This is a genomic window from Paraburkholderia sp. MM5477-R1 (assembly GCF_050436385.1).
Lineage (GTDB): Bacteria > Pseudomonadota > Gammaproteobacteria > Burkholderiales > Burkholderiaceae > Paraburkholderia > Paraburkholderia tuberum.
The window spans coordinates 182291-206081 of record NZ_JBNDMC010000001.1 but is presented as its reverse complement, the minus strand read 5'-3'; the positions used below and the strand labels follow the sequence as shown (position 1 = coordinate 206081).

Here is a 23791-nt window from a genome sequence, read left to right as displayed (position 1 = left end):
AGCCACTTGAGAGAAAAAATGGCCACGGTTCACTGCCCCAGTACTTTGGACGAACCTATCGTCGCGTTGTAGGTCGCGCGCTGTTGATCCAGTTGAGCCTGCAATGCCGCCTTGGCAGTGTTGTTTGCCTGGTCGCTCGACGTTGTTTGCGCCTGACTCACACTATCTGCCTGCTGCTTGGAGGCCATCATCTGGAGCATGTCGCTGTTCTGACTCGCGACGATATCCAGCAGGTGCGTCGTGAGTTGCGCTGTCGCTTCCGCAGTCGGCGACATGTTCAGTTGGTCCTGGATTTCCTGACGGCGCTTGGCAAGGGTGCTCACGTGCGAAATGACGTCGTTGCCCATCTGGAACATCTGCTTGGCCGTCTGGTCGTTGTTGTTGATGAGCGTGCTCTGGTCAGAAAACCACTGCGTCGGTGTCTTGCCGGACTGCGTGATCAGCGCCTGCACCTTCGTCGCGTATTCAGCGTTGGATTGCAGACCGCCATACAGGGACTTCAGTGTGTCGGTGTACTTGGTCAGGCTACTGATGTCGTTCGTGATCGAGGTCGCCTGCGCGAGCATCGCGGCGGGATTCAGGTTGGTCGCCTGCTTCAACTGGTTCAGCATCATCTGATACTGATAGACCAGGTTGGTGTCCTGATACACCTCGCCCTTGACCGCGCCGAGCGCAGTCATTGTGTTCTGGACCAGGTTGGTGGGATCGATAACGGCAAGCTGGGCGTGGCCCTGTTGCATGAGACCGAAGGTCAGCGCGGCCGTCGCCGTCGCGGTGCGGAGCAGTGTTTTGATCATGGTGAGCATTTCCGGGAGTAAGACTGACGTTATGCGTTCGCGAGGACGTCGCGCACATACGCGTCCTGCCAGTTGTCGACGCCCGACTTCACGTGCTTGTCGAGAATCGCCTGTGCGCGGCCGTCCGAGCGCAGATAGGCAAGCGATTCCTTCGGGAAGCTCGCCTGCAGCATGCGCGTCTGGGTCGACGTCACCCACAGGTAGTCGCGGTTAGGCACCGCGTTCGAGATCATCCTGATCTGGTGCTCGGTCAGACCGAAAATGTCCCGATACAGCGTCTGGTTGTTGATCGCGTCGCTGTTGGGCAGGTAGATGATGTTCGGGATGTTCTCCTTCATGATCTCGAAGTTGGCCACCCGCGCAAGCTGGCCGAGCGACTGCGTTGCCATAAGCAACGCCGCATTCAGCTTACGGATGGTCACAGCCCAGATTTCGAGCCGTGCATAGAACTTCGGGTAGGTGAAGAAGAACCCGGCCTCTTCGATCTCGATGACGGTATAGCGCTTGCCGTCGAGAATCTGCGCGATCCGGTAGAACGCGTAGTCCATGAACAGCGCGGCGGCCACCGGGAAATTCTGGAACAGGTCTCCCATCTCGATTGACAGGTCATCGGAAAGTGAAAAGCCGTCGTCTACGTGATCGAAGAACCGCCCGTTTTTCTGCCCTTCGGTCCACACGGCCAGCCGCTCGCGGAGATCGTCTGGCAGCAGGGTAATCAGGCCAGTCAGCCGCCACTTCTCGCGCCCATAGGCTTTCGCAAGGGTACGGATGCGCTCGAAGATAATTGTTTCCTGCTGGGGGGTGCAGGTGTAGTCCTCGCCCTCGATGACGAGCTTTACCCACTCGGCCACATACGACCAGTGTTTCTCGTCCCCGATCAGGGAGAGCGGGTTGACCGACGTTGCCGCCTCAAAGCGACCGGTCGCGTCGATGAACTTCCCTCCGCCGAGCAGCGTCGGGATGCGGGTCGAGCGATCCTTGTCGAAGCGGATGCGACGCGCGCCGTGCCGGCCGGTTTGTGACATCAGATAATTGAGCAGCACCGATTTACCGGCGCCGATCGGGCCAACCACGAGCGTATGGGCTTTGCCGCCGGGGTGGTGCAGATCGACGTTCTGTAGCGTGCGATGACGCGTGGGTAGACACGTCAGCGGTCCCGTCTTTTTGCCGGACTGCTGTGTCAGCCATTCATTGAGCGTTGAGCCCTCTCCCACGCTGCACAACGGCGCAATGTCCGAGACGGCGGCCGTCTCAACGAATTGCAGGCGCTTCTGCTGGTCCCAGCGCCCGGGCAACGTCGAACTCCAGGCGGCGAAAAGGTTGTCTTTCTCGGCAATCACGCCGAAGCCTGCATTGCCAATGACACCGACGACCTGGCGCGTCGCGTCTTCACATTCTTCGGGCGTGTTGCCGTAGACGATGATCGAAATGTTCGCGAAACCATACTGCTGGCCTTCTGCCTCCAGCTTGGCAAGCGCCTCGCTCGCCTCCTTCGCCAGTTGCTCACGGCCTTCGTCGTTTTTCTGCTCTTCCTTCGTGGCCCACTGCTTGATGATTGCGACCGGGTTGAACGCGGCTGCCTTGTAGAAGCCGCGGATCTTGCGGATGTACGCGCTCGCGCGCGAGGTGTCGAGGAAGCGGAACATCACACAAACGTCGAGTTCCGCATCGACCTGCGACAGCACATCGAGCGCCGCTTCCTGGAAGCCCATCCATTCCTTGACGCCGATAATTCGCGCGTAGACCTTGCCGTGGGCAGAATCGAACATCAACTGCTCGGCGCCGATGGTTACCTGCGTCTCGGTCAGGTGCGTGTCCAGCATCGTGACCGGATAGCGCATGCGACGCTTCGGCGTGCTCGGGTTCGCACGCTGATGCAGGAAGGACAGCACGTTCTGTAGTTGTAGCCGCTTCATTTTCAGGCGCGTCACACCGCCCGTGAACCCGTCGATGACCGCCTCAAAGCGCTTGATTTCGTTCTGCAGCTTGGTGAGGTCGAACACAAAGGCGCTGCGGGCAAGCACCATATCCTTTGCGGCCTCGAACATCGCGACGGCTACGTTCTTTCCGCCCACCGTCACGTGATAGCCGATCTTGTCGAAAACACGCGAGAGGCCCGTCTCCGGCGTAAACGCGAGTGCGAGCGAATGCGAGTTGCGGAAATACTTGCCGCTGCCAATGTTCTCCTGATTGATCGCATCGACGCGCGCATCCGCCTCATTCACGAACTCGCCTTCGATGCCGCCCCGGATGCGTCGGTGCGATACCCGCCACCATGCGGTGACACGGTGGTCGAAATTCCGGCATGCGTGATCGAGGTTGTCGCGCGCGGCCGTGATGTCGCCTGGGTTCGGTGTATCCGCGTCGATGCCATCAAACTCGAAAACGGTGACGAGTGAACCGTCCTTGTCGAGCACAAGCTCAGGCGTGACGAGCGTCATCCACGGCGCAATTTCCTGCACCGCACGCTTCGTGAATGGCATTCTCAACATGGAAGGTCCTGATCAAAACCGTAGGGGCGCTTGAAGCGCACACTGAACTTGCCGTGAGGCTCAGGCGCATACACGTCGGGATAGCGGTTATAGATAAGCATCACCAGCCGCCACCACGGATCTTTCGAGCTACGCCACCGAAGGTAGAAATGGACGATGATGCCGAGCGCCAGAAACGACGGGGTCCAGCTCGTGTAGGTGAGCAGCGCCGTCAGCGTGCCGTTGAGAATCGCCAGCATCCGGTCCGCCCCGCCCATCTGGCGTGGCAACGAGAGCCCGCGGCTGACCTTGTGCTGGCGCATATCAGCAGGCTACGGCCATGTGGAAGTGGTCACGCATGATCGGCACAGCGACCGATGCGATACCGAGACCCACCAGCACCACAGAAAACGTCTTCGCGATATTGCTTTCGGAATTTGCCACTGCAACGCCACCGATCACGATCAGGATGATGCCGATGCCATACAGATACGGACCGCTGATCAGGTTACTGATCGTGCAGATGATGTCCGTCAGGCCGGTGAGCGACGAATAGTCGCCAGCGGCCATTGCTGCGGCGGACGCCACGCTCAGCAGAGCACCGACGATGAGTGGCTTGCCCGGTCGCAGCTTCTTCGCGACCGCTGCGGCTGTGCTGAAAAACTTTCCTTGCTTCATTTCCTGCTCCCGTTAAAAAACCCGTCGTAGGTCATAGTCGTTGTTGCGAAAGCCCCGGATTTCGAGGATTTCGGAGACATGGCGCATCTCGCCCGTGCGTTTGAAATGCACCACATAGTTGAAACAGTCAGCGATGTTTTTGCGCATGTCGTCCAGTTCCCAGCGGGAACCGGGCGGGATACCAAGCATCGCAAGGCTTTCGAGACGGCTGAGTGCCGTGCGCGCGTTATTGGCGTGAAGGGAGGCAAGGCCACCGTCGTGGCCAGTATTGAGCGCCTGGAGAAGGTCGTAGCCTTCGCCACCACGGACTTCACCAACGATGATGCGGTCGGGACGAAACCGCAGGCACAGCGCAACAAGAAGTTGTGTCGTGACGTTCGTATCGGCGTTGGACAACAGGCGGACGCGGTTTGGAACCTGAACCTTTAGTTCCATCGTGTCCTCGATCGTAATCACCCGCTGATCTTCGGGGATCACGCCTACCATCGCGTTGAGAAACGTCGTCTTGCCCGCCGAGGTACCGCCGGCGACGAGAACGTTTTTACGCGACTGCACCAGCGCCTTGAGTGCGCGCATGAGCGCCTCGTCCTGGATGCCTTCCTCGAAGCTGATTGCTTCCGCCTCTTCCGGGCGCGCATTTGCCGCAGAGAACGCGCCCATGCTCACGTAGTCCTCGAGCGTCAACTTCGTCTCGCGATGCTTACGGATGCTCAGCGCGTGCCCGTCGATGGCGGTGGGGTTCATCACGGCCGCGATACGCAGATTCTTGTGGCCCGCGTTGATGATTCCCTTGTCGCTGCCGGCGTGCGCCGACTTGTCTACCGACGACGCCAGCGAATGGATTGCCCCTTCAAGATGCTCGGGCCGCAAATCCACGTTCACGCGCGACATCACACCCCGGTGCTCGATCCATACGTTGCGGTGATCGTTGACCATAATTTCCGCGAGGTCGGGCGCATCGAGCAGTTCTTTGAGCGGGTTCAGCGCCTCGAAAAACATCGCGACGGCCTCCGCCTTCAGCGGCTGCAGCTTCAGCAACGGGTTGTCGTCAAGGTCGTGCATGCGAGGCTTTGTGGGCGGTCTAACATGCGACTATTGTTCTCGCTGGCCTCGCTGGACGGGCTTCAAAAGGGCCACAAAATCACACGGCTTTCCCGGTGTGCGCCAATCGCAAGCGGTCATGCTTTGGTCGTGGTGGTAGCTCCGGATCCGATTGTGCACAGCCCTTCGCGACGGCGCCGTATAACGCGTTACGGGGCTATCCGAAGAAAGACCCCAAAAAAGGTATAGCTTTCCGCCGCACGGTGACTGACTTTCGCGATTCCTGCGGCGCAGTGGAATCGGGTAGGAGGCGGGGTTGCCCCCGCCGTCCTCCCACAACACCGGACGTACGGTCCACGTATCCGGCGTTTCCCGTCAGCCTCGGACCGGATCGGTCGTCGGCGTGAGCTTGTTTCGTGCGTCGTGTCGCCTGGCATCCGATGGACACCTCAGCCTCTCTCGGGGCTTCCGGCCCCTCCAGCATGGCTGCAGGCCCCCGGCGTGGCCGAGGCTTCTGCCCAGATACGCAGAGATCACGCGTGACTTGCCACTCGTGACAGGTTTGGCCCTTCGCCGCTCCGGTTTCAACGGCTACTACGACCTCTGCTGACTTCTGCCACCCCATTCCGACACCTCTCGATGCCAGTAGCACAAGGCAGGATGGCAGATCTCCCAGGGTAATACGCGCGACCTTCACGCTTATGCCTGTCGGATCTACGTCATGGCGTTCCGTGCAAGTATCGGGCTTTACAGATTTCGGCCTGCTCACCCCGCCATACCGCCTGATATCCGCTTCCTGTTCGTCAGGCCAGCGCTTTGCCTTCGGCTTCCTTCAGATTCCACCTCACGATGGACACCCTTGCCGTCCGCTAACACTTCCCCTTGCCGGGTGTGTAGGGGACTCTCACCCCCAAGTCATCCAGTTCGCCACCACAGCGATCCAGATAGCGCCTTTCACGGCGCTGCGCGCCATGCCTGGCGCACCGAAAAAAAACCCGGCACAAGGCCGGGTTGGGTTGAAGAAGATCTAAAGCGATCAACAGATGACCTCGACGGTTTCGCCGAATGGCGCCCGGCGTGCCCGCGTGAGCGGCGTGGTCGACGCCCACAGCACCGGGTAGTGCGGCGAGGTCGCCGGAAACGATCCGACCATGTCCGTCAGATAGACGAGAAACGCCGGGTTCAGACCATCGGCCGCCACGCGGTTAAACGGATCGGTGAACGCTGTTCCGCCTCCACCGCGCACGGGTTTGATCTCCGGCGAGTCGCCCCGCTTGAAGACCTGCACCTGTGTGACCCGCGTATCGCAGTCCATCACGATCAACCGGGCGGGCTTGAGCGTGTGGAACACCGACAGGATCTCCGCATCGAACTGGGCCTGCGTCTCGTCAAACACTGAGCCGCTGGAGTCCCTCACGAAAACCGCGTCGCCAACTGCCGGCGTATGCAGCGAGGGCAGGTAGAACCCAAGATGCAGATACCGGCGGTTCGGCGTGGCGAAGCTGTAATCGGTTGGCGATGACTGCTGCGCGAAGCGGTGAAGCACCGCGCGCCAGTCAACTACCGGCCGTACCGCCTCGCCTGCCATTGCCTGAAGGTCACCGGGCAGCTTGCCGCGCATCTGCGCAGCCTTGGCGGCCTGCACGACTGCGACTTTCCACTCGGCCTCCTTCACCGGCTTGTCCGCGCCCTGATACTGCCGGACTTCGCCACACGACGAGCCGGGCTCCGTTGCCGGATCGCCGGACCCGCCAGACGGCGACGGTGGCTGTGAGCCGCCACCTTTGCCGTCCGGCCCCTGACCTGGCTTCTCACCGGCCTTGTCGCCCGGCTTGTCACCCTGCCCCTTCCCGGCTGACCCCGACGACTGGCCATCAGGATGCGGCTGCGGTGACGGCTGCGGTTGCGAGTCAGGCTTCGGCTGCTTCTGCTTCGCCTCCTGGGTCAGCACGCCGTAGATCTCCTCGGCGGACTTTCCGTTGAAGCGCGCAGCGTTGAGCATGCCCTTTGGCAATACAAACCCAGACGACAGCACGATCGGATTGATCGCGTAGTCGCAGGCCTCATTCCAGCGACGATCCTCGCGCGGCCCCCGACGCCAGCAATGACCGTTGGCCACGTGCAGCACCTCATGCGCAAGCACACCGCGCAGTTCGAGGTCGGTCAACGAATCGATGTAGGCGGGGTTGTAACCCAACGACTCCCCGTCCACCCAGCACGTCTTCGCAGAGCGGTCCTCGACCATTCTGAGGCGCAGCGCGAGAGCACCGAAGAAAGGCTGCGACAGGACAAGCTCCGTCCGCTGTCTGGAAATGCGCGGATAGACCGCGCCATTGCCCTGTAACGTCACAGTGCGATCCATACAGCCCCCTTACGCGACGAGCCGCAACTGGTTGCCCGTCTCGGCCCGCTCGATCTCCGTTTCCGGGGCGATGCCCATGAAAGCGGCCATGAGCCCTTCGATCTCCTGTGCCTTGCTGGCCACCTGGGAACGCAGGACGCGCGACTCTTTCAGGTCCGCACCCGTGTGAACGGCAAGATGCGTCTTTGCCTGTTCAAGGATGTGCGTCAGCTTCGGATCGTTAGCGAAGTTCAGCTTCGGCAGCAACGCGCACAGATCGCGCACGTTGTTGGCCACGTCGAGCCGCACATTGCCGGTCGCATACAGCCGGGAAGCCATCTGCGATACCGCCTCGTACAGGCGCTCCACCAGATCCTCGTTCGCCGTGGTGATCGAGGCGAGCACATGCTGGTCGAGTTCGCTTTTCAGCGTCGTCAGTACGTTTTCCGGCAGATCGACGCCAAACTGGCTCGCGTCCGGAAACGGCAGCACCGCCATCTTCACGCCAAACTTCGTGTGCAGTTCCGCGAGGGTCGGGTAGTCCGCCTCGTTGAACAGCCCATTGAGTTCTGCGCGGGCGAGCTCCTTCAGGTTCAGGTAGTCGGTGAGGAACACGGACACCGCCAGATCGAACTCGTCTTTTAACGAGCGCATCTTGTCGGCGAACTCCATGTACACCATCGTCGGGAGCAGGCGAACGCCAAGCTGGTCGTACTTCAGCGAGTGATCATAGAAGTAGCCCCGGATGCGGCTCGCGATCGTGAGCACTTCCTTGTAGCTTGGCGCGTGCTCGGGCAACAGGCGCTTGTTGAATCTGCCGATGCCCTTCGCATGGTGTCGGTTTTCGACCTCTTCGGTAGCCTTGCCGTCGAATCGACGGGCAACCCACGTGGAGATCGTGACCGAGCACAGCATGACTTTCGACTGGATGTTAGAGATGTTCATGAGAAAACTCCGGTAGAGAAATGGAATGGATGAGGCAAAGAAAATGGCCCTGGGCGTCGGAAGACGCTTCAGGGCCAAGGGGTTGAACTGCTTCGGGAAAAAGTTGGTGGCTTAATCGCCTTTGATGATCTTGCCGATCTCACCGCCCTGCGCCCGGATAAAGGCGTAGGAGTTGGCGACAGCCGGTGAGCGTTGCAGTGAGTCACGCACGAGCAGAGCAGCGAACTCGCGGTGTCCCGCTTCGATCATCCGCTCGGTGTACGTCACCACGCGATCGAAGTTTCCCTCGGTTGCACGAGCCGCCAACGCCGTTGAAATGGCATAGAGCGCCGACGTCTTTTCAGGGATCGGGGCTGAGTCCGGCGTCGCCAGGATGGCGTCCGGATTCGGCAGTTCGCGATAGATCTGCAGGAAGCTGACAAGCTCCGTTGCAGCGCCTTCGCCGACCGATCCCGCGTAGGAGATATGCTCAAGATGCCTTGGCACCACGCCCATCGTCTTGGCGACGAATCCCCAGCTTCGGGGACTCGGCACGTTTTCGATGTCACGCGACGTCTTCTGCACCGACAGCAGATCCTGACGAAAGCGCAGGAACGCAATCAGCTCCGGCGGCACGTCTGCTCGATTGGCCCAGGCGGACCAGTCGTCGATGGTTGGCTCCAGCTCTACAACCGTGGCAAAGCGCGAAATCACGGGATCAAGAATTCCCGTCACCCCGGCGTTGTCGGTGCGGCGGTTGGTGGCCGCGAGAAACGTGACGTGGGATGGCAGAACGTGCTCACCGACGCGGCGCGCCAGCAGCAGCTGCATCTTCGCTGCCTGAACCGCGGGCGAGGCCTGCCCCAGATCGTCCAGGAACCAGATGAGCGGGCGTCTCGCCGTCATCGCGCGTTCCAGGTCACCGAACGGCAGGAACTTCGCAGTTGCCCCATCGGCAGAAGGAAACGGCAACCCTTTCGAGTCGGTCGGATCTTCAACGACGGGATGGCTGATGAGCAGGTCGTGATTGGTGTCGCGAGCGGTCTGCTCGACGATGTCGCTCTTGCCGATACCCGGGCGACCGGTAATGAGCACCGGCAGACGCTTCGGTACATACAGCGAGAGCAGTTCGGTCAGTTGTGCGGGCGTAACTTTCATGATGGCTTTCCAGAAAAGAGAAAGCCCCGGAAAGACTACGCCCGAAGGGACGTGGTCCCTCAGGGGCGATAAATAGATGCCGACGTGTCGGCGGGTCGATGCGTCAATGACGCGGGTGAAGTCCTCAGTGTAGGGAGCGACCAACCGGCCCGCTCCCCGAATCGTCGCTTTTTTATATGGCCTTAGCTTCGCCGCCCCGGCAGCAGGATCGGGTAGGAGGCGGGGTTGCCCCCGCCGTCCTCCCACAACACCGGACGTACGGTCCACGTATCCGGCGTTTCCCGTCAGCCTCGGACCGGATCGGTCGTCGGCGTGAGCTTGTTTCGTGCGTCGTGTCGCCTGGCATCCGATGGACACCTCAGCCTCTCTCGGGGCTTCCGGCCCCTCCAGCATGGCTGCAGGCCCCCGGCGTGGCCGAGGCTTCTGCCCAGATACGCAGAGATCACGCGTGACTTGCCACTCGTGACAGGTTTGGCCCTTCGCCGCTCCGGTTTCAACGGCTACTACGACCTCTGCTGACTTCTGCCACCCCATTCCGACACCTCTCGATGCCAGTAGCACAAGGCAGGATGGCAGATCTCCCAGGGTAATACGCGCGACCTTCACGCTTATGCCTGTCGGATCTACGTCATGGCGTTCCGTGCAAGTATCGGGCTTTACAGATTTCGGCCTGCTCACCCCGCCATACCGCCTGATATCCGCTTCCTGTTCGTCAGGCCAGCGCTTTGCCTTCGGCTTCCTTCAGATTCCACCTCACGATGGACACCCTTGCCGTCCGCTAACACTTCCCCTTGCCGGGTGTGTAGGGGACTCTCACCCCCAAGTCATCCAGTTCGCCACCACAGCGATCCAGATAGCGCCTTTCACGGCGCTGCGCGCCATGCCTGGCGCACCGAAAAAAAACCCGGCACGAGGCCGGGTTGTCGAAAAGTGTTGAGACGAACGCTTATCAGGCGTGGTGCGCCACATTCGCCCGCGCGTAGACAGTCGGATGGATGCTTGCGGCCGCACGCGCCGCTTGATGCGCTTCCACAACCCGCTCGCGAGCCTGCTGGGAGCCGGCCGCTTCCCACTCAGCCTGACCGGCTTCATCGAAGCCCGCCAACGCAAAAATCGCGCGTCGCCGCGCGGCAGCACGCACCCCGAGCAGCTTGGCGTTGAACACTTCGCGCACCGTCTGCTTTGAGACGCGATTACGGTCGTCCGGGCAGTCCATGATGTCCAGCAGGTACCGCACATCGCCGCCGTCAATCGCCCCGGAAATTTCGTTTCCGAAAGCGAAGGTCTCGCGTCCATGCTCCAGCTGCGCGATCTGCATCTGGAGATCGAACGTCCGTTGCGACATCCGCCCCGCCTCGCGCTCCCTGCGAAGGCGTGCCATCTCGGTATCCCGCCGCTTGTCCGCCATGTTCGTTCGATACACCTCGGCGAACTTCGAGACAGGCGTTCCAAGCGGCTGGGGCGTCGCGTACCGCTCAGGCAGGCTGTACGCCTCAACGAGACCGTGGCGGAACAGCAGATCATCGACTTCTGCGTACGTCGGCTTGTTCGGAGCCAGCCGCATGACCATCGCGAGCAGCGCTGCATTGCCCGAATGAATGCCGCCTTTCTCGCGCGACATCACGCTCACTAACACTCGAGCCTTGTCAGGAGACATCGCGCCTCGTAGCTCGGGGACGTCTATCAGTGCCCGGCCCCACGTCACATCGGTCGTGAACCTGTCGGGCAGCTCACGATATTCCGCGAGCACCGCCTCAGGAACTGGCCACCCTTCAGCAAGCGCATACGCTACATGCACTTCATGCCGGCCGTTGAGATGCCGGGTGCGGCCGTACTCCGGGCCCGCGTAACGAAACCCGAACCGGCGCTCGCACTCGGTCTGCAGCAACTCATGCAAACCAAGGTGGCCTCGCCCATCGGCCGCCGCGTCGATCTGCTCCGACGAAAAGATGAGCCGGGGATGCGACGTGAGGTCGAAAGCGTCATACAGCAGCTTCCAGTGCGAGCGACGGATCTGCCATGCTGCCTGCACAACGCCGTTCGGACGGAAGTATGCACCGTCGATCTCGTCAATCATCGAGAGGAACAGGTCCTGAGCGGCGCCCGGTCGGCGCACCGTCAATGTCCCGTTGTAACGGGTGACGGCAACGGGCTGACCGCCATGCATAAGCACGATGTCAGAGGATCCAACGGAGAGAAGGCGAGTGTCGGTTCTGAAGACTGCCAGCACTTCAAGCAGCGTACCGATGGATAGGGAAAGACCAGCGAAGGAAAGTTGATACACGATTGCTCCGGGCAAAAGGAAGCGGGCAATCGTTCCCTTGTCGGGTCGAGTGCCCGCAGAGGGTTGAATTGATGGTTGCGCCTTACGACGCGAAAAAGTCGGGGTTACGCGACGTCGATCGCGCGTGCAATAAAGCGCGCCAGCTCCCACGCCTGATCTGCAACGAACACCTTTGCGCGCAGGAGCGGCATCACGGCATATCCGCGGCCGACAACGTCCGGTAACTCCGTTCGGCTGATCCAGTCGACATGAACAATCCAGCCTTCGGATCTGCCGATGTCAACCGAGACGGCCACGCGATTCCAGACGCTGTCTGCAGGCCAGACTCTGTCCATCCGCGCACCGCTGGTCGCTTCGTTGGCATCGTCCAGCATGTTTGCAGTCACGAGCCACTCCGGCTCAAGCTCCGTACTGCGCAACACCTTGCAGAGCATCGAACAGACTTCTCCAACGGTCTTGCCTTCCACATCAAGTCGCTCGCGGCGCGGGATGTTTCCATTTCCAGCAGCGACCGAAGCGACGAAGCCCTCGACAACGCCTGAGCCGATTGCAACGGGCTCCTGAAAACCGGCCGGCTTCACAAATGCATGGTTCATTTCTGGTCTCACAAAAGAAAAAACGCGCCCGAAGGCGCGCTCAGTGGTCTAAAAAGGCGAAAAAAAACCGCACCCATAAGGGTACGGCTCCTACTTCTGGGACGCGGCCTTACGCCACGTCGTCAATCACGCTTGCCCCACGCGCGCTCACGATCGCGCTTGATGCCGTTGTTATTTGTCCAGAGAAAGAATGCTGCAATGGACACGCCCACAACGAGAGTGATGAGGTTTGCAACCATTTCAATCTCCTTTCATTCCGACGAAGCCAACGTACCACAATAGTATCGCAACTACGGCCAGAATCCCTGTGCCGGCCGCCGTTGTGAAGTCCAGACTGGATGCTGCATGGACATATCCGACCAATCCGCCAACGGACGCAGCTGAGAGCGTATGCAGGTAGCGCGCATTCTGCTGCCGCTGGTCCTTCGTCGGGTCTAACACTTGCCGGAAGCCTGATCGTGGTTCCATGGGGATGACGACTTTCCGCAATCCGCTTGAATCCATCGTGACCGGCAGCCTCGAACCGTTGTATTCCAGTACAAACGATGGCGAGCACTCGTTTTCGTCCATCGTCTGCATAAGTGCATGAAGACGCGGCGGCAGATGCACCTGCCCGGTTTCCGGATCGAGTGTCACCCGTTCCGTAATCGTCGTGCCGCCCGTGTACTCGACCTTGACCTTCGCGAGTTTCATCGGCGACCTCCTGAAGAGGTGTCGATGCCCCCGGCGAGACGCAGCCCGTCGAGGAACGACTGATAGCCACCTGCCGTCTCGATCTGCTCGAGCGGCACATGGTTCTCACCGCCACCCGTGAGGTCTGAGCGACCGCGGCGCGTGCGAAAGCTTAGCGCCACCGGCTTCTGGCAAGGATGCTCCAGCACGTCGACAAATAACGTCTCGGTGCGAAGAGACACGCGGCCCGGAAAATTGCGGCGCGCGGGTTGAACAACAATTTGATGGGACCGAAGACGCAGGTCTTGCGCGACACGGCGAAGAACGCGCGAGGCCTGCTGCTGGAGAGCAGCGGTAGCGCCGGCGCCAGCGGATCGACGATCCGCGTAGAACAGCTTGGGCAATTTCATGTTGAACCTCGAAAAGACGAGGCAACCCCTTGCGGGGAGTTGCCCCGCAAGGGAAAGCGCACCGGTGACGGCGCGCGCAGAATCAGTGGGTAATCCGGTAGCCGGACCCGCTGGAAATCAGATAAACGTGTTCGCCAGGCGCGAATTGCTGGTCATCAACCTGCGACACAACAACGGTCTGGCCGTTGGCCCGTCGAAGGAAGACCTCGACGCCGCTGTGACGCGACATCGCAGCGCTGACGTGTTGCGAAATGAACCCGGCAGCCGCGCCCGACAGAGCGCCGGAAATATAACGGCCGCGTCCGTTCCCGATGATCTGGGAGCCGAGGAAAGCGCTGGCCGCGGCACTCACAATCGAAGTCAGCCCCGATGAATCGGAACTGGACTCGATCGTGATCTGACGAACGCGAATGATCGTTGCCTGCTCCATCTGTCCGATGCGCTGGACGTCGTAACGCTGGTACGTGTTCGGCGAGCCGAAATCCGCACTGGCGCAAGCGGTGAGAAACGAAAGCAGGACGGTGCTGATCAGAAGTTTGAACATGGTTGCCTCAACGAAAAAATGGGCAACCACCCGTCAGGGAGGTTGCCCTGACGGGGAAATGAATTTAGCGAGCGAGACGAAGACGAGGCTCGCTCGTATGGACAGTTACCCACTTTCCGTTCACCAGAACGTCGCGCATGAGCGTGCCGTTCAGGACGTAGGTATGGGTGCTGCCCAGTCGCGGCGAGCAGGGACGAACCGACAGCGTTACCGCTTCGGTGCGGCCATGAAAATTTCGAACAGTGGACATGACGTTCCTCGTTTAAAAAAATGACGAGAAACGCCCCGTAGGGACGTTCCCCACAGGGTTAAAAAGAAGAAAAGAGAGTGTTACTTACGAAGCGAGGCGCGTGAGGTAATGCAGATCGACCCGACCATTGCTGACGAGCTCGCGCTCAGCGTCGAACGCGAAGTCGTAGTCAAACTTCACTGTTGCCGTCCCGTCGCTCCAGAGATAGAGAATGGAGCCACTGAACGTCCTGATAGGCAAAGTCGCGACAGCTTGCGCGACAACACGCTGATTTTCGCGAAAGCCCCACTTTTCCGGAACTCTATGCGCTTCGGCTGAAACGGCCAGGACACGTGAGAGTTCTTTGGAAGCGATAATTTGCTGCGACATGGTGCGGCTCCTTTGAAAGGGAGCCGGTCCCGTGCGGGAGGAGGCTCCCAGATGGGTACATGGAATTGGACGGACGCGAAATCCGCCTTGTAGCTACAGCGTGCAACGAACGATGGAGAAACCATCGGGAGAAAGGAAAAGGCTGACGCGAACGTCAGCCTTTCAGTGATCCATTCAACGAGTGAATGGCTGGAGAGAAAAAATGGACGGTCCTCTGGAGGACTATCGGGAGGTCGATGCGCAGTAGCGCAGGGAATGAAGCCAGTCTATCGACACAGAGCACGGGCCACGCCCGCAATGCTCCAGATTTCCACCCGTCTCTCCCTGGCCGCGTCCCACAACGGGATCGGGTAGGAGGCTGGGTTGCCCCCGCCGTCCTCCCACAACACCGGACGTACGGTCCACGTATCCGGCGTTTCCCGTCAGCCTCGGACCGGATCGGTCGTCGGCGTGAGCTTGTTTCGTGCGTCGTGTCGCCTGGCATCCGATGGACACCTCAGCCTCTCTCGGGGCTTCCGGCCCCTCCAGCATGGCTGCAGGCCCCCGGCGTGGCCGAGGCTTCTGCCCAGATACGCAGAGATCACGCGTGACTTGCCACTCGTGACAGGTTTGGCCCTTCGCCGCTCCGGTTTCAACGGCTACTACGACCTCTGCTGACTTCTGCCACCCCATTCCGACACCTCTCGATGCCAGTAGCACAAGGCAGGATGGCAGATCTCCCAGGGTAATGCGCGCGACCTTCACGCTTATGCCTGTCGGATCTACGTCATGGCGTTCCGTGCAAGTATCGGGCTTTACAGATTTCGGCCTGCTCACCCCGCCATACCGCCTGATATCCGCTTCCTGTTCGTCAGGCCAGCGCTTTGCCTTCGGCTTCCTTCAGATTCCACCTCACGATGGACACCCTTGCCGTCCGCTAACACTTCCCCTTGCCGGGTGTGTAGGGGACTCTCACCCCCAAGTCATCCAGTTCGCCACCACAGCGATCCAGATAGCGCCTTTCACGGCGCTGCGCGCCATGCCTGGCGCACCGAAAAAAAAGCCAGCCCGAGGGCTGGCCTGAAGAGTTCGTCTTTCCGAGGGTGGTCGTTACGAACAAGAGAGAGACTTCATTGTATCGACGTGCCCGAGCGCCAATCCTCCGAAAAGACGCCTCATTAGGGGCCGATTCGCTATCACCGCGATCGTCTGCGGCGATGCCTTGACTTTGCGCTGCAACTGCGAAGATGAATCAACACGATTACTTCCACTGCGCGCCATGTCCCTTCAGATCATCGACCTCTCGTCGCTCCGCGAGCGCCTCACCAGCCCGGCCACGCGTGTCCAGCGAACCATCGCCAGCACCGCAGAAGTGAACGCGCTTCTCGATGGCGATGCCGTTGTCGCTATCGGCGTGAGCGGCGGCAAGGACAGCGTCGCGTGCGCGCTGGCCGTAGCACGTTACCTTGACCTGATCGGGCACACCGGTCCGCGTGTCCTCGTCCATGCCGACCTCGGTCGTGTGGAGTGGAAGGACAGTGCACCAGCCTGCGAACGGTTGGCCGCGCACCTTGGCTGGGAGCTAATGACGGTGCGACGGCAGGCGGGCGACATGTTGGCGCGCTGGCAGAAGCGTTGGGAAAACAACGTGACGCGTTACAGAGAACTGTCCTGCGTGCGACTGATCCTGCCGTGGAGCACGCCGTCCATGCGCTTTTGCACCTCCGAGTTGGAAACGGCCGTCATCACAAGCGCACTGAAGAAGCGGTATCCGACGCACGACATCGTGAATGTAACGGGCGTTCGCCGCCAGGAAAGCTCCGCCCGCAGCAAGATGCCCGTTGCCGCGCCGCTCGCCGCGCTGACGCGTCGCGGGAATCAGGGCATGACCTGGAACGCCATTATCGAATGGCCGGTCGAGGACGTGTTCCAGGAAATTGCCGACGCGGGCTTGGCGCTGCACGAGGCGTACACGCGGTACGGCGCTTCACGCGTCTCATGCGCCTTCTGCATCATGAGTTCCCTGGACGACCTGCGCGCAGCGGCCGGATGCACCGACAACCATGATCTCTACCGTGAGATGGTGGCAATCGAGGCCGCATCGACCTTCGCATTCCAAGGCCAACGATGGCTCGCGGACGTTGCGCCCGATCTCCTTCCTGCATCGCTTCTCGCCGCCGTGGCCCGAGCCAAGGTGGCGGCCGCCGCGCGAGTTGCAGTTGAAGCCGAGATACCGGCCCATCTTCTTTACACCGCAGGCTGGCCCACCCACCTTCCAAGCCCGCAGGAGGCCGCGCTGATCGCAAGCGTGCGCTCGCGCGTCGCAGCTTTCGTCGGCTTCGACGTCGATTACACGACAGCGGAGTCGGTTGCAGCTCGCTACGACTCGTTGCTCGCCGCTCGAGCGACCGCGGGTGCTACGCAAAGCGAGCCCGAAACGCCGGCTCAGAAGGCTTTTGTGTTCTGAGCACCATGCGGCGGTATTCGCCGCTTTCCTATTTATCCCCAACCAACTGCAAAGGCACCTTCCCATGCGCAACGACGCTACCTCTTCACTCATCGGCCTGTTTATTTTGGCCATCATTGGCGGCCTGTTCTGGATCTCGCGGACTCTCGGAGCCAGTTTCTCATCCGTGTGCACAGCGACGGTCCCGATCCTGTTCTCGGCGGTCATTCTTTTCGCTGCATGGCGGTTTCTGGACGACTTCGCCCTGCCCCTCCTCGCCGGCTTCTTCGTCATCGCGTGGCCCTCAATCTGGCCGGTGCTCGACAGCATCGCTAGCGGTGGTCGCGACACAGAAGACTTTTTCCGGCCGATCGGTGATCCGCTCATCAACAGTGACTGGGTGAAATGGGGTGTCGAAGCGCTTTTCGTTGGACTGCTTGCAGCCGCCATCTACGCGCGTCGCCGTCGTCGCTACTGGTAAAAAAAAACGCCGCTCCTTGTTGGGGAGCGGCGCTTGTCGTCAGAAATTAATCCAGTTCGAGAATCATCTGGACGAGGTCCGTGGATATTGCCTCGTCGACCGGCTGCGTCGACGCGGTGTCTTGCGGCAAGGTCCACTTCGCCTGCTGGCTACGCAGATTGCACAGCTTGTACATCGCTGAGCCGCGCGGCTCGGCAGGCACTTCGCCAAACCGGAAACTGAACCGTTCAGGCGCATGGCCCTCGCCGTCAGCAAGCCCGAGGTAGCCTGCGAGCTCGTCGGCAACACGCGCGCAATAGTCCTCGAGACCCTGTGGCAACCGGGTGATTTCGATGACTGTCTCGCCCGGCAACGGGGCAGCGTTCCGCACCCACTCGCGATACACCGGAATCGCAGCCTTCGCGAAACCGGCTGCTTCCATTTCAATCGGATAGGCAACGCCCGTGATGAAGCTACCGATCGCTGAATACTGCCAGCCCGCGTTTTCCCACGGTTGCCCGTCGAAAGACACCAAGCGGTTTTCATTATCGATCTTGTAGCATCGCACCGCCGGCATCCGGTCAAGCGCCGACGAGTCACGAGACGGCAGCTTGAGGTCCGCGGCGACCGGCACACTTGAGCAGTCATGCTCCCGCAGCACTCGCCATGCGCTGAGCGCCCCGCTTTCGCCGTAAATGGCCTCCAGCAGCGCAGCGTCGCCGTACAACGAGACTTTCGCTTGCCCGCCTACCACTTCGTCCACGCGCTCAGCGAATCCCGCAGCGGTCAGACTGCTGCGAACGTCATCGAGCGACGCTTAGGGAATCGCCGCCCGGAAGGACGTTGAAACGTCCAGCCGGATTGTCTGGTCAGGAAGCCGGAATGGCTTCGCGAGCAACGACCGCCAGGTCGCAATGTAATTTTCTGGCCTGATGTAGCCCGCGCGGCTTTGCAGCATGCCGCCTTCGCACGATGAAGCGTGTCTGAACACCCTTCGCATCACGTCGGCATATCGCCCAAATGCCATCGCTGACCACTGGTCGATGTGGGGATAACAGTTCTTCTCGTACGTCCGCTCGAACAACGCGAACATCCATTCGCCATCCGCCGCCTGGAAAGCGCCAGCCTTCTTGCCAGTCAATATAGTTGCACTCATTTGAAGCTCCGATATGTAAATGCGGAGCAGCCCCCAACGGGCTGCGAACCCGCTGAGGGAAAAGAAAAAAGCCGCCACGAGGGCGGCAGAGAAAGAGGGTCGGTTACGACCGGGAACGGCGAGGCATCTGCGCAGACATCACCAGATGCCAAACGCACAGGAGAACAACGCCGTACATCACGAGCGTCAGCAGGCCTGCGAGCAGGCCTTGACCGCCGAAACCCGCCAGCGCGCCGCAGACGAAACAGACCTTCGCCGCAGCACCGGCCATCAGCCAGCCTGCGAGGCGCCGGCCGCGCGAAGCGACGGCATCGAGAAATGCATTGCGACGCCGCTCAGTCGCAATTGACGCCGCGAACAACAAAGCAGCAACCGCGAGCACCATGAGCAGCCGCTTCCCGACGTCAGGGCTGACAAGCTCCTCGTGATGCAGGACCGCCTGCGCGAGCGATTGGAGCACCGGCACCACCGCGTAGTGGTTGGCCGCATACGAAACAGCGGCTCCAGCCGCCGCGGACTGGGCACAGCGAATGAGCATCTTGCCGACCGGGGTCGACGGTTTTTGTTGGGTCATTGAGACTCCTCCAGTTTGAGATAGGGAATTCGATGCCCCGCCGAAGCGGGGTCATCAGAGAGGTATAGCGCCGCACTCTGAACGGGTGCGACTCAGACGGAGACCTTGGCCTTTGCGGGCTTTCTGGTCTTTTTCACAGGCGGCTTTGGCGCGTCATAGCCAAATCGCGCCCATGCCGCCGGATCGATGGGAATCGGGTTCGTTCTCCCCGTTGCGAGGTTCACAAACACGCCCGAGAAATTGAGGCCACCGTTGCGAAACAGTGACCACAACAGATTGAACGCCTGCACCGAGATCGCCTGGTTGATGACCAGCGACTGCTTGCGCAGTGCATCGGCCATCGAACAGGACGGCGCATCGTCGCCCTTGTCATTCTTCGGATTCAGCAGGTCGGGAAACAGGTCGCCCACGTGAGGTAGCCTGTCATGCCGTGCCTTGCCGAACTCGCCGAGAATCACCTGGCCACGATCCGTCTCGTTGCCGCAGTCGAGGTAATAGCGAACCTTGCCCCGCTTCGCAGCCTGCGCGATCGCATGACGCGCACGCCTCGAATCGACGCAGCCAATCACCATGTCCGCATACAGATTCAGCTTCGAATCGACGCGGCGCGGCTCGGCGGTCCAGTTCGTTCCCATCAGCAGGTTCAGGCGGTTTACCAGCAGCGTCGCCTTGTACTGGCCGACGTCGTTTGGATAGAAGCCCTGCCTGCCAACGTTGAACTCGCTGACCGTGTCATCGTCGTAGACCACACATTCGATCCCGCCCGGATGCCCGAGCTCGACCATCGCGTGATGCAGCCGTGCAAGTGAAGGAAGCAAGGCGCTGCCAGTCCCGCCAGCGCCCACGACCACCACCTTCCACGGCCCGCTCAGCATGTGCGCAGGTGTCGTATGGAGTAGCGTCATACGACCTCCCGGGCCAACGCAGCCTGCCAGCGCTCTGGTATAGCGCGCTGGACCTCAAACCGGCCCTTTGCGCACAACCGCAGCGCAACGGACGGCGTCTGATGGCAGTGGCCAAGCACAAGCGCCAGCTTCACATCGTGCTGATCGTCACGATCATCGGTCGATGAAAAGAACGCCTTGCCGTGACCATGCGAATGGCAGTCAACCACCAGCCATTCGCCAGCTTCCAGTTGCGGACGCTCGTAATGGAGGTGATCCGGGCTGTGCGACAACGAAGGAAGCGGCACCAACCGGAACGCGCCAGTCGAGGCGTTCCAGATGATCCACGCCCCAACCTCGTTGGGCAAAGCCGCATGCGCCATCCGTGCGAACCCGGCAACCATCTCTCCGGGGACAGCACCGCAGCGGACTTCTGTGGCATCGGCCGCCTCGCCATACGGCACCGGCGTGCGCCAGCCATACGAGCCCAGCAGCCGGACAAGCCGTATCCACGGCCGGTTGATTTCAAGGAACACGCCATTGGACGCGATGAGCAGTCGCTCGCCAGACGCGGACATCGGGACAACCGGTTCGCGCGCCGGAACCATGACGGACGGGAACGAACCCTGCAACACCTGATCGACCGGATTCATTGCTGACCTCCGATCTTTCCGGCGACGAGCTTGCCCGCAGTTGCGTCTTTCATCGGCACCAGCGCATCGAGCGGAAACGCCTCGAAGCTGCCGTCGAGCATGTCTTTCCAGAACGCGTAGAAGCCGTTCTTGTACTCGACACGCTTGCCGCCGTGGTTCGGGTGAGTGAAGGCCGAAGTAAAAAAGCCCTCTTCCCATCCAGCGATCGCCGCGACCTCAATGCGACGCGGGACGTTGGCCGAACCGATGCAAATCTTGCCCCTGTCCCACGTGTTGAAGTACGGAGGCTCAAAAAGCGGTGTGGATGGTTCAGGTCTGCTGTCGCCTTTCAGCGCGAAGACACTGAAGCCATTGGTGCTGGCCTGAAAGACCAGTCCCGGATGAGGCACGATCGCACTGCGCTCACCCAGTTCCTCACACCTGAAAAACACGCGTCGCGGAGCCGGCGGGCACCACCACGTCACTGCCGCCGACGTCACCCCAAGCACAGTCGCGGGGAGAAAATCGGCTTTGGGCGCGGCATTGCGATCCAGCTGCATCAGTGCATCGATCAGGGCCTTCCGATCGAGCGGCCGACCGGCACCGATAATCGGGCGCCCGGTTTCGCGTTCCGCAGCGACAGGATGCACCGTTGCATAGTGCGAACCATTCTGGGCGGTATAAAGCAGCAGGGCTGACGACAACGCAACGTCGTGACCCGTCTGGCCAATCGAAACATTTTTCATTGGAAAACTCCTAGTGGTCTGCGTCAAACGGATTGCATCTTATTCAGCTTGGTGCGGGCACGCGTTACTTTCGCCAGAATGTCGGAAGCTTTAGCGGTCCAGATGAAGGGTTTTGGATCACCATTGTGCTTTTCAATGTACTGCTCGATCGTGCTGACCAACTCGGGTACCGAGCGAAAGGCTGACCGCCGTAGCTGGTTCTCGGACAGATCACGAAAGAAGCGTTCGACCATATTGAGCCAGGAAGCGCTGGTGGGCGTGAAATGCATGTGAAATCGTGGGTGCTTGGCCAGCCACGCCTTCACCTCGGGATGCTTATGAGTGGCGTAGTTGTCGGCAATCAAATGTAGTTCCCTACCCTTGGGGGTGCTGCGATCGATCTTGCGCAGGAAGCCCAGCCATTCTTGATGACGATGCTTCGTCTGGCACTGACCAATGATGCTGCCATCGAGCGTGTTCATCGCGGCGAACAACGTCGTCACACCATTGCGCTTGTAATCGTGCGTCATCGTCTGACCTCGACCTCGCTTCATCGGCAAGCCAGGCTGGGTCCGGTCCAGAGCCTGGATCTGGGACTTCTCGTCACAACTGAACACCAGTGCGTGCTCAGGTGGATCGAGATAAAGGCCGACGATGTCCTCCAGCTTCTCGGCAAAGTGCTTGTCGTTCGAGACTTTGAAGGTTTCTATCCGATGCGGCTTGAGTCCATGCGCCTGCCAGATGCGCCTCACGCTCGCCTCGCTGACGCCGGCCACTGCCGCCATGCTGCGCGTACTCCAATGCGTCGCGTTATCGGGACGCTGCTGCGTGGTCATCGCCACGATGGCCTTGACCTTGCGCGCAGAGATCTTCGGCTTGCGCCCGGGTCGCGTCTCGTCCCGCTCGATCCCCGCCACACCGTCCGCGATGAAGCGCGCTCGCCAGCGCGCCACCGTGCCTCGCCAGATACCCAACTGCACACCGATCTCTTTGTCTGTGTGGCCCAGTGCCGCGAGCAATATCATCTTGGCACGCTCGGCCAGTCGTACCGGAACCCTCCGCCCAGCCGCCCACGTTTCCAATTGTTTGCGCTGGCCTTCGCTCAGCTCAACTTTTGCCGCGATTCTCATGGGTTCTCCCTCATCACCTAGAAGGAGACTCGCAAATCGCGATTAAGTTGCATTATTTACGACGCACTACACTAGTTAGGATCCACCACCAGCGCCAGAAGGCGATCGAGGTGATGAAGCATGCGCAAGCCAAGGCTCCATTGCGTGTACTGCTCGCGGATGCCCTGTCGTGTGTTGGAAAAAGTGATGAAGCGGCTGTACTCGGTCGCTTCGCCCGCCTGGAATGCGTTCTCCATGTGGTCGTCAAGCAATTCGCCTGTTCGCTCGTTGTGCGCGAGGAGCAGCGTGCAGCCCGAATAGATCGGTTGCGCGTCATAGCCATCAGAAAGGCACCCGGACTTGCCCGCCTTGCGTAACAGGTGCTTCAGGGCGAGCAGTTCCACGCACACCCTTGCCACCATCGCGGGAGACGCCTTGCGCAACTCCCGCAACTCGTTATCCGAAAGCGTTGAAGACCGTGAGCGGCGTCCCTCGACTTTTGCCGGAACGCGGATTTCGTCAGGACAGAGCAGCGGCCGAAGTACGGACGGGAGATACCGATCAATAACGTCGGCGTCGTCGCCATTCATCTCCTGCAGCCACTCCCGCACGTCCTCATCGGTCGCGCTTTCGTCGCCCTCCCAGTGCATGCATGAGGCCTCGCAAAGGAACCAGCCGGGCGTACGAATCAAAACCGTCTTGCCGGACACGCGATCTACCGCTTCAAAGATCGTGTGCAGCAGCAGTGGATGGGCGCGTCGGAGCGGTTCGGCAAGAGCGCCGACCTGGTGCACCCATTCGTCGGAGCACTTCACGCCGAGATGCAATGGCGTGCGAGGCTTGAACTCATCATGGTCGTACTGGTGCTGGATGGCATCGGTGACTGCGTTGGTGTCGCACAGCTCCAGTCCGAACGACATGAAACGAAGCGGCGCCGGCAACTGCCGGCGCGCCCACGCAAAGAAAGCCTGCTGGAACGCGTCCACCGGACTGACAGGCGCCTCTACATCAGCCGCGAGAAGCGGCCCGTGCCTGAACTGCTCAAGCACGACCGCATCAACCGACGTGTCCTCGCGCCACTTCAGCGATGCGCGGACAGGAACGTCTTCAGCAACATCCGGCAGTGTCAGAACACAATCGGCAGATCGATGTCGGGCAACGGCAGCGACTGGCGGTTGCCAGGACGCACCGGCGCCCGCATCGACCGGTCTATCAGTGAATGAAGGATCGAACAGCATTGGCGAACCTCGTCGTCATATAAAAAAACCGCCCTTCCGGGCGGTTCCTGGTT

At 60.7% G+C, this 23791-nt stretch carries 25 protein-coding genes; 2 read left to right on the top strand and 23 right to left on the bottom strand.

The annotated features are described in order from the left end of the window. Positions 1 to 29: 29 nt before the first annotated feature. The 15 genes from OKW35_RS01015 to OKW35_RS00945 all read right to left on the bottom strand — a co-directional run bounded on the left by OKW35_RS01015 (position 30) and on the right by OKW35_RS00945 (position 14535). Complete coding sequence (locus OKW35_RS01015; RefSeq protein WP_429550984.1) at positions 30 to 797, bottom strand: type VI secretion protein; 768 nt, start codon at positions 795 to 797, stop codon at positions 30 to 32. A gap of 29 nt (positions 798 to 826) precedes the next feature. Then, a complete protein-coding gene (locus OKW35_RS01010) occupies positions 827 to 3289 on the bottom strand; it encodes a VirB4 family type IV secretion system protein (protein WP_429550983.1) in 2463 nt (820 codons plus the stop codon). Beyond that, positions 3283 to 3591 carry a hypothetical protein gene (locus tag OKW35_RS01005; RefSeq protein ID WP_429550982.1) on the bottom strand — a complete coding sequence of 103 codons (309 nt, stop codon included), beginning with the start codon at positions 3589 to 3591 and terminating at the stop codon, positions 3283 to 3285. The genes OKW35_RS01010 and OKW35_RS01005 overlap by 7 nt, the downstream gene beginning before the upstream one ends. Position 3592: 1 nt before the next feature. Next, on the bottom strand, positions 3593 to 3946 hold the full coding sequence (locus OKW35_RS01000; protein WP_429550981.1) for a TrbC/VirB2 family protein: 354 nt from the start codon (positions 3944 to 3946) through the stop codon (positions 3593 to 3595). Positions 3947 to 3958: 12 nt separating this feature from the next. Next, positions 3959 to 5008, bottom strand: a complete 1050-nt coding sequence (locus OKW35_RS00995) for a CpaF family protein (protein ID WP_429550980.1) — start codon at positions 5006 to 5008, stop codon at positions 3959 to 3961. A gap of 1015 nt (positions 5009 to 6023) precedes the next feature. Continuing rightward, positions 6024 to 7349, bottom strand: coding sequence for a vWA domain-containing protein (locus tag OKW35_RS00990; protein ID WP_429550979.1), 1326 nt, complete (start codon positions 7347 to 7349; stop codon positions 6024 to 6026). Between the two features lie 9 nt (positions 7350 to 7358). Further along, positions 7359 to 8273 (bottom strand): hypothetical protein, encoded by a 915-nt coding sequence (locus OKW35_RS00985; protein ID WP_090812834.1) that lies wholly within the window; start codon positions 8271 to 8273, stop codon positions 7359 to 7361. Between the two features lie 111 nt (positions 8274 to 8384). Beyond that, complete coding sequence (locus tag OKW35_RS00980) at positions 8385 to 9410, bottom strand: ATP-binding protein (protein ID WP_429550978.1); 1026 nt, start codon at positions 9408 to 9410, stop codon at positions 8385 to 8387. A gap of 949 nt (positions 9411 to 10359) precedes the next feature. After that, a complete protein-coding gene (locus OKW35_RS00975; RefSeq protein WP_429550977.1) occupies positions 10360 to 11694 on the bottom strand; it encodes a hypothetical protein in 1335 nt (444 codons plus the stop codon). 104 nt (positions 11695 to 11798) lie between these two features. Continuing rightward, on the bottom strand, positions 11799 to 12290 hold the full coding sequence (locus OKW35_RS00970) for a hypothetical protein (RefSeq protein WP_429550976.1): 492 nt from the start codon (positions 12288 to 12290) through the stop codon (positions 11799 to 11801). A gap of 240 nt (positions 12291 to 12530) precedes the next feature. Continuing rightward, the gene (locus tag OKW35_RS00965) at positions 12531 to 12983 is read right to left on the bottom strand and encodes a hypothetical protein (RefSeq protein ID WP_429550975.1); all 453 of its coding nucleotides are present in this window, start codon (positions 12981 to 12983) and stop codon (positions 12531 to 12533) included. Then, the gene (locus OKW35_RS00960; RefSeq protein ID WP_429550974.1) at positions 12980 to 13372 is read right to left on the bottom strand and encodes a hypothetical protein; all 393 of its coding nucleotides are present in this window, start codon (positions 13370 to 13372) and stop codon (positions 12980 to 12982) included. The genes OKW35_RS00965 and OKW35_RS00960 overlap by 4 nt, the downstream gene beginning before the upstream one ends. Positions 13373 to 13454: 82 nt before the next feature. Beyond that, positions 13455 to 13916 (bottom strand): hypothetical protein, encoded by a 462-nt coding sequence (locus OKW35_RS00955; RefSeq protein ID WP_429550973.1) that lies wholly within the window; start codon positions 13914 to 13916, stop codon positions 13455 to 13457. Positions 13917 to 13980: 64 nt separating this feature from the next. After that, positions 13981 to 14166: a hypothetical protein gene (locus OKW35_RS00950; RefSeq protein WP_429550972.1), complete on the bottom strand. Its 186-nt coding sequence runs from the start codon at positions 14164 to 14166 to the stop codon at positions 13981 to 13983. Between the two features lie 84 nt (positions 14167 to 14250). Continuing rightward, on the bottom strand, positions 14251 to 14535 hold the full coding sequence (locus OKW35_RS00945; RefSeq protein WP_429550971.1) for a hypothetical protein: 285 nt from the start codon (positions 14533 to 14535) through the stop codon (positions 14251 to 14253). Between the two features lie 1258 nt (positions 14536 to 15793). Between OKW35_RS00945 and OKW35_RS00940 the strand changes: the two genes are divergently transcribed. After that, on the top strand, positions 15794 to 16981 hold the full coding sequence (locus tag OKW35_RS00940; protein ID WP_429550970.1) for a phosphoadenosine phosphosulfate reductase family protein: 1188 nt from the start codon (positions 15794 to 15796) through the stop codon (positions 16979 to 16981). A gap of 64 nt (positions 16982 to 17045) precedes the next feature. Next, positions 17046 to 17441 (top strand): hypothetical protein, encoded by a 396-nt coding sequence (locus tag OKW35_RS00935; protein ID WP_429550969.1) that lies wholly within the window; start codon positions 17046 to 17048, stop codon positions 17439 to 17441. A gap of 46 nt (positions 17442 to 17487) precedes the next feature. On the opposite strand, the gene OKW35_RS00930 is transcribed toward OKW35_RS00935, so the two are convergent. The 8 genes from OKW35_RS00930 to OKW35_RS00895 all read right to left on the bottom strand — a co-directional run bounded on the left by OKW35_RS00930 (position 17488) and on the right by OKW35_RS00895 (position 23738). Continuing rightward, on the bottom strand, positions 17488 to 18183 hold the full coding sequence (locus tag OKW35_RS00930; RefSeq protein ID WP_429550968.1) for a hypothetical protein: 696 nt from the start codon (positions 18181 to 18183) through the stop codon (positions 17488 to 17490). Between the two features lie 54 nt (positions 18184 to 18237). Next, positions 18238 to 18561: a hypothetical protein gene (locus OKW35_RS00925; protein WP_429550967.1), complete on the bottom strand. Its 324-nt coding sequence runs from the start codon at positions 18559 to 18561 to the stop codon at positions 18238 to 18240. Between the two features lie 118 nt (positions 18562 to 18679). Beyond that, positions 18680 to 19150: a hypothetical protein gene (locus tag OKW35_RS00920; RefSeq protein ID WP_429550966.1), complete on the bottom strand. Its 471-nt coding sequence runs from the start codon at positions 19148 to 19150 to the stop codon at positions 18680 to 18682. A 92-nt stretch (positions 19151 to 19242) separates the two neighbouring features. After that, complete coding sequence (locus OKW35_RS00915; protein WP_429550965.1) at positions 19243 to 20055, bottom strand: PRTRC system ThiF family protein; 813 nt, start codon at positions 20053 to 20055, stop codon at positions 19243 to 19245. Continuing rightward, positions 20052 to 20687, bottom strand: coding sequence for a PRTRC system protein A (locus OKW35_RS00910; protein ID WP_429550964.1), 636 nt, complete (start codon positions 20685 to 20687; stop codon positions 20052 to 20054). Before OKW35_RS00910 ends, OKW35_RS00915 begins: the two co-directional genes overlap by 4 nt. Continuing rightward, positions 20684 to 21412: a PRTRC system protein B gene (locus OKW35_RS00905; RefSeq protein WP_429550963.1), complete on the bottom strand. Its 729-nt coding sequence runs from the start codon at positions 21410 to 21412 to the stop codon at positions 20684 to 20686. The genes OKW35_RS00910 and OKW35_RS00905 overlap by 4 nt, the downstream gene beginning before the upstream one ends. A gap of 23 nt (positions 21413 to 21435) precedes the next feature. Further along, entirely contained in the window at positions 21436 to 22521 is a 1086-nt protein-coding gene (locus tag OKW35_RS00900; protein WP_429550962.1) for an IS630 family transposase, read from the bottom strand. A gap of 71 nt (positions 22522 to 22592) precedes the next feature. Next, positions 22593 to 23738 carry a PRTRC system protein F gene (locus OKW35_RS00895; protein WP_429550961.1) on the bottom strand — a complete coding sequence of 382 codons (1146 nt, stop codon included), beginning with the start codon at positions 23736 to 23738 and terminating at the stop codon, positions 22593 to 22595. Positions 23739 to 23791 lie beyond the last annotated feature (53 nt).

Coding starts and splice junctions, on each gene's coding strand:
- OKW35_RS01015 (WP_429550984.1), bottom strand. CDS start 797: ATGATCAAAACACTGCTCCGCACCGCGACGGCGACGGCCGCGCTGACC.
- OKW35_RS01010 (WP_429550983.1), bottom strand. CDS start 3,289: ATGTTGAGAATGCCATTCACGAAGCGTGCGGTGCAGGAAATTGCGCCG.
- OKW35_RS01005 (WP_429550982.1), bottom strand. CDS start 3,591: ATGCGCCAGCACAAGGTCAGCCGCGGGCTCTCGTTGCCACGCCAGATG.
- OKW35_RS01000 (WP_429550981.1), bottom strand. CDS start 3,946: ATGAAGCAAGGAAAGTTTTTCAGCACAGCCGCAGCGGTCGCGAAGAAG.
- OKW35_RS00995 (WP_429550980.1), bottom strand. CDS start 5,008: ATGCACGACCTTGACGACAACCCGTTGCTGAAGCTGCAGCCGCTGAAG.
- OKW35_RS00990 (WP_429550979.1), bottom strand. CDS start 7,349: ATGGATCGCACTGTGACGTTACAGGGCAATGGCGCGGTCTATCCGCGC.
- OKW35_RS00985 (WP_090812834.1), bottom strand. CDS start 8,273: ATGAACATCTCTAACATCCAGTCGAAAGTCATGCTGTGCTCGGTCACG.
- OKW35_RS00980 (WP_429550978.1), bottom strand. CDS start 9,410: ATGAAAGTTACGCCCGCACAACTGACCGAACTGCTCTCGCTGTATGTA.
- OKW35_RS00970 (WP_429550976.1), bottom strand. CDS start 12,290: ATGAACCATGCATTTGTGAAGCCGGCCGGTTTTCAGGAGCCCGTTGCA.
- OKW35_RS00965 (WP_429550975.1), bottom strand. CDS start 12,983: ATGAAACTCGCGAAGGTCAAGGTCGAGTACACGGGCGGCACGACGATT.
- OKW35_RS00960 (WP_429550974.1), bottom strand. CDS start 13,372: ATGAAATTGCCCAAGCTGTTCTACGCGGATCGTCGATCCGCTGGCGCC.
- OKW35_RS00955 (WP_429550973.1), bottom strand. CDS start 13,916: ATGTTCAAACTTCTGATCAGCACCGTCCTGCTTTCGTTTCTCACCGCT.
- OKW35_RS00950 (WP_429550972.1), bottom strand. CDS start 14,166: ATGTCCACTGTTCGAAATTTTCATGGCCGCACCGAAGCGGTAACGCTG.
- OKW35_RS00945 (WP_429550971.1), bottom strand. CDS start 14,535: ATGTCGCAGCAAATTATCGCTTCCAAAGAACTCTCACGTGTCCTGGCC.
- OKW35_RS00940 (WP_429550970.1), top strand. CDS start 15,794: ATGTCCCTTCAGATCATCGACCTCTCGTCGCTCCGCGAGCGCCTCACC.
- OKW35_RS00935 (WP_429550969.1), top strand. CDS start 17,046: ATGCGCAACGACGCTACCTCTTCACTCATCGGCCTGTTTATTTTGGCC.
- OKW35_RS00920 (WP_429550966.1), bottom strand. CDS start 19,150: ATGACCCAACAAAAACCGTCGACCCCGGTCGGCAAGATGCTCATTCGC.
- OKW35_RS00915 (WP_429550965.1), bottom strand. CDS start 20,055: ATGACGCTACTCCATACGACACCTGCGCACATGCTGAGCGGGCCGTGG.
- OKW35_RS00910 (WP_429550964.1), bottom strand. CDS start 20,687: ATGAATCCGGTCGATCAGGTGTTGCAGGGTTCGTTCCCGTCCGTCATG.
- OKW35_RS00905 (WP_429550963.1), bottom strand. CDS start 21,412: ATGAAAAATGTTTCGATTGGCCAGACGGGTCACGACGTTGCGTTGTCG.
- OKW35_RS00900 (WP_429550962.1), bottom strand. CDS start 22,521: ATGAGAATCGCGGCAAAAGTTGAGCTGAGCGAAGGCCAGCGCAAACAA.
- OKW35_RS00895 (WP_429550961.1), bottom strand. CDS start 23,738: ATGCTGTTCGATCCTTCATTCACTGATAGACCGGTCGATGCGGGCGCC.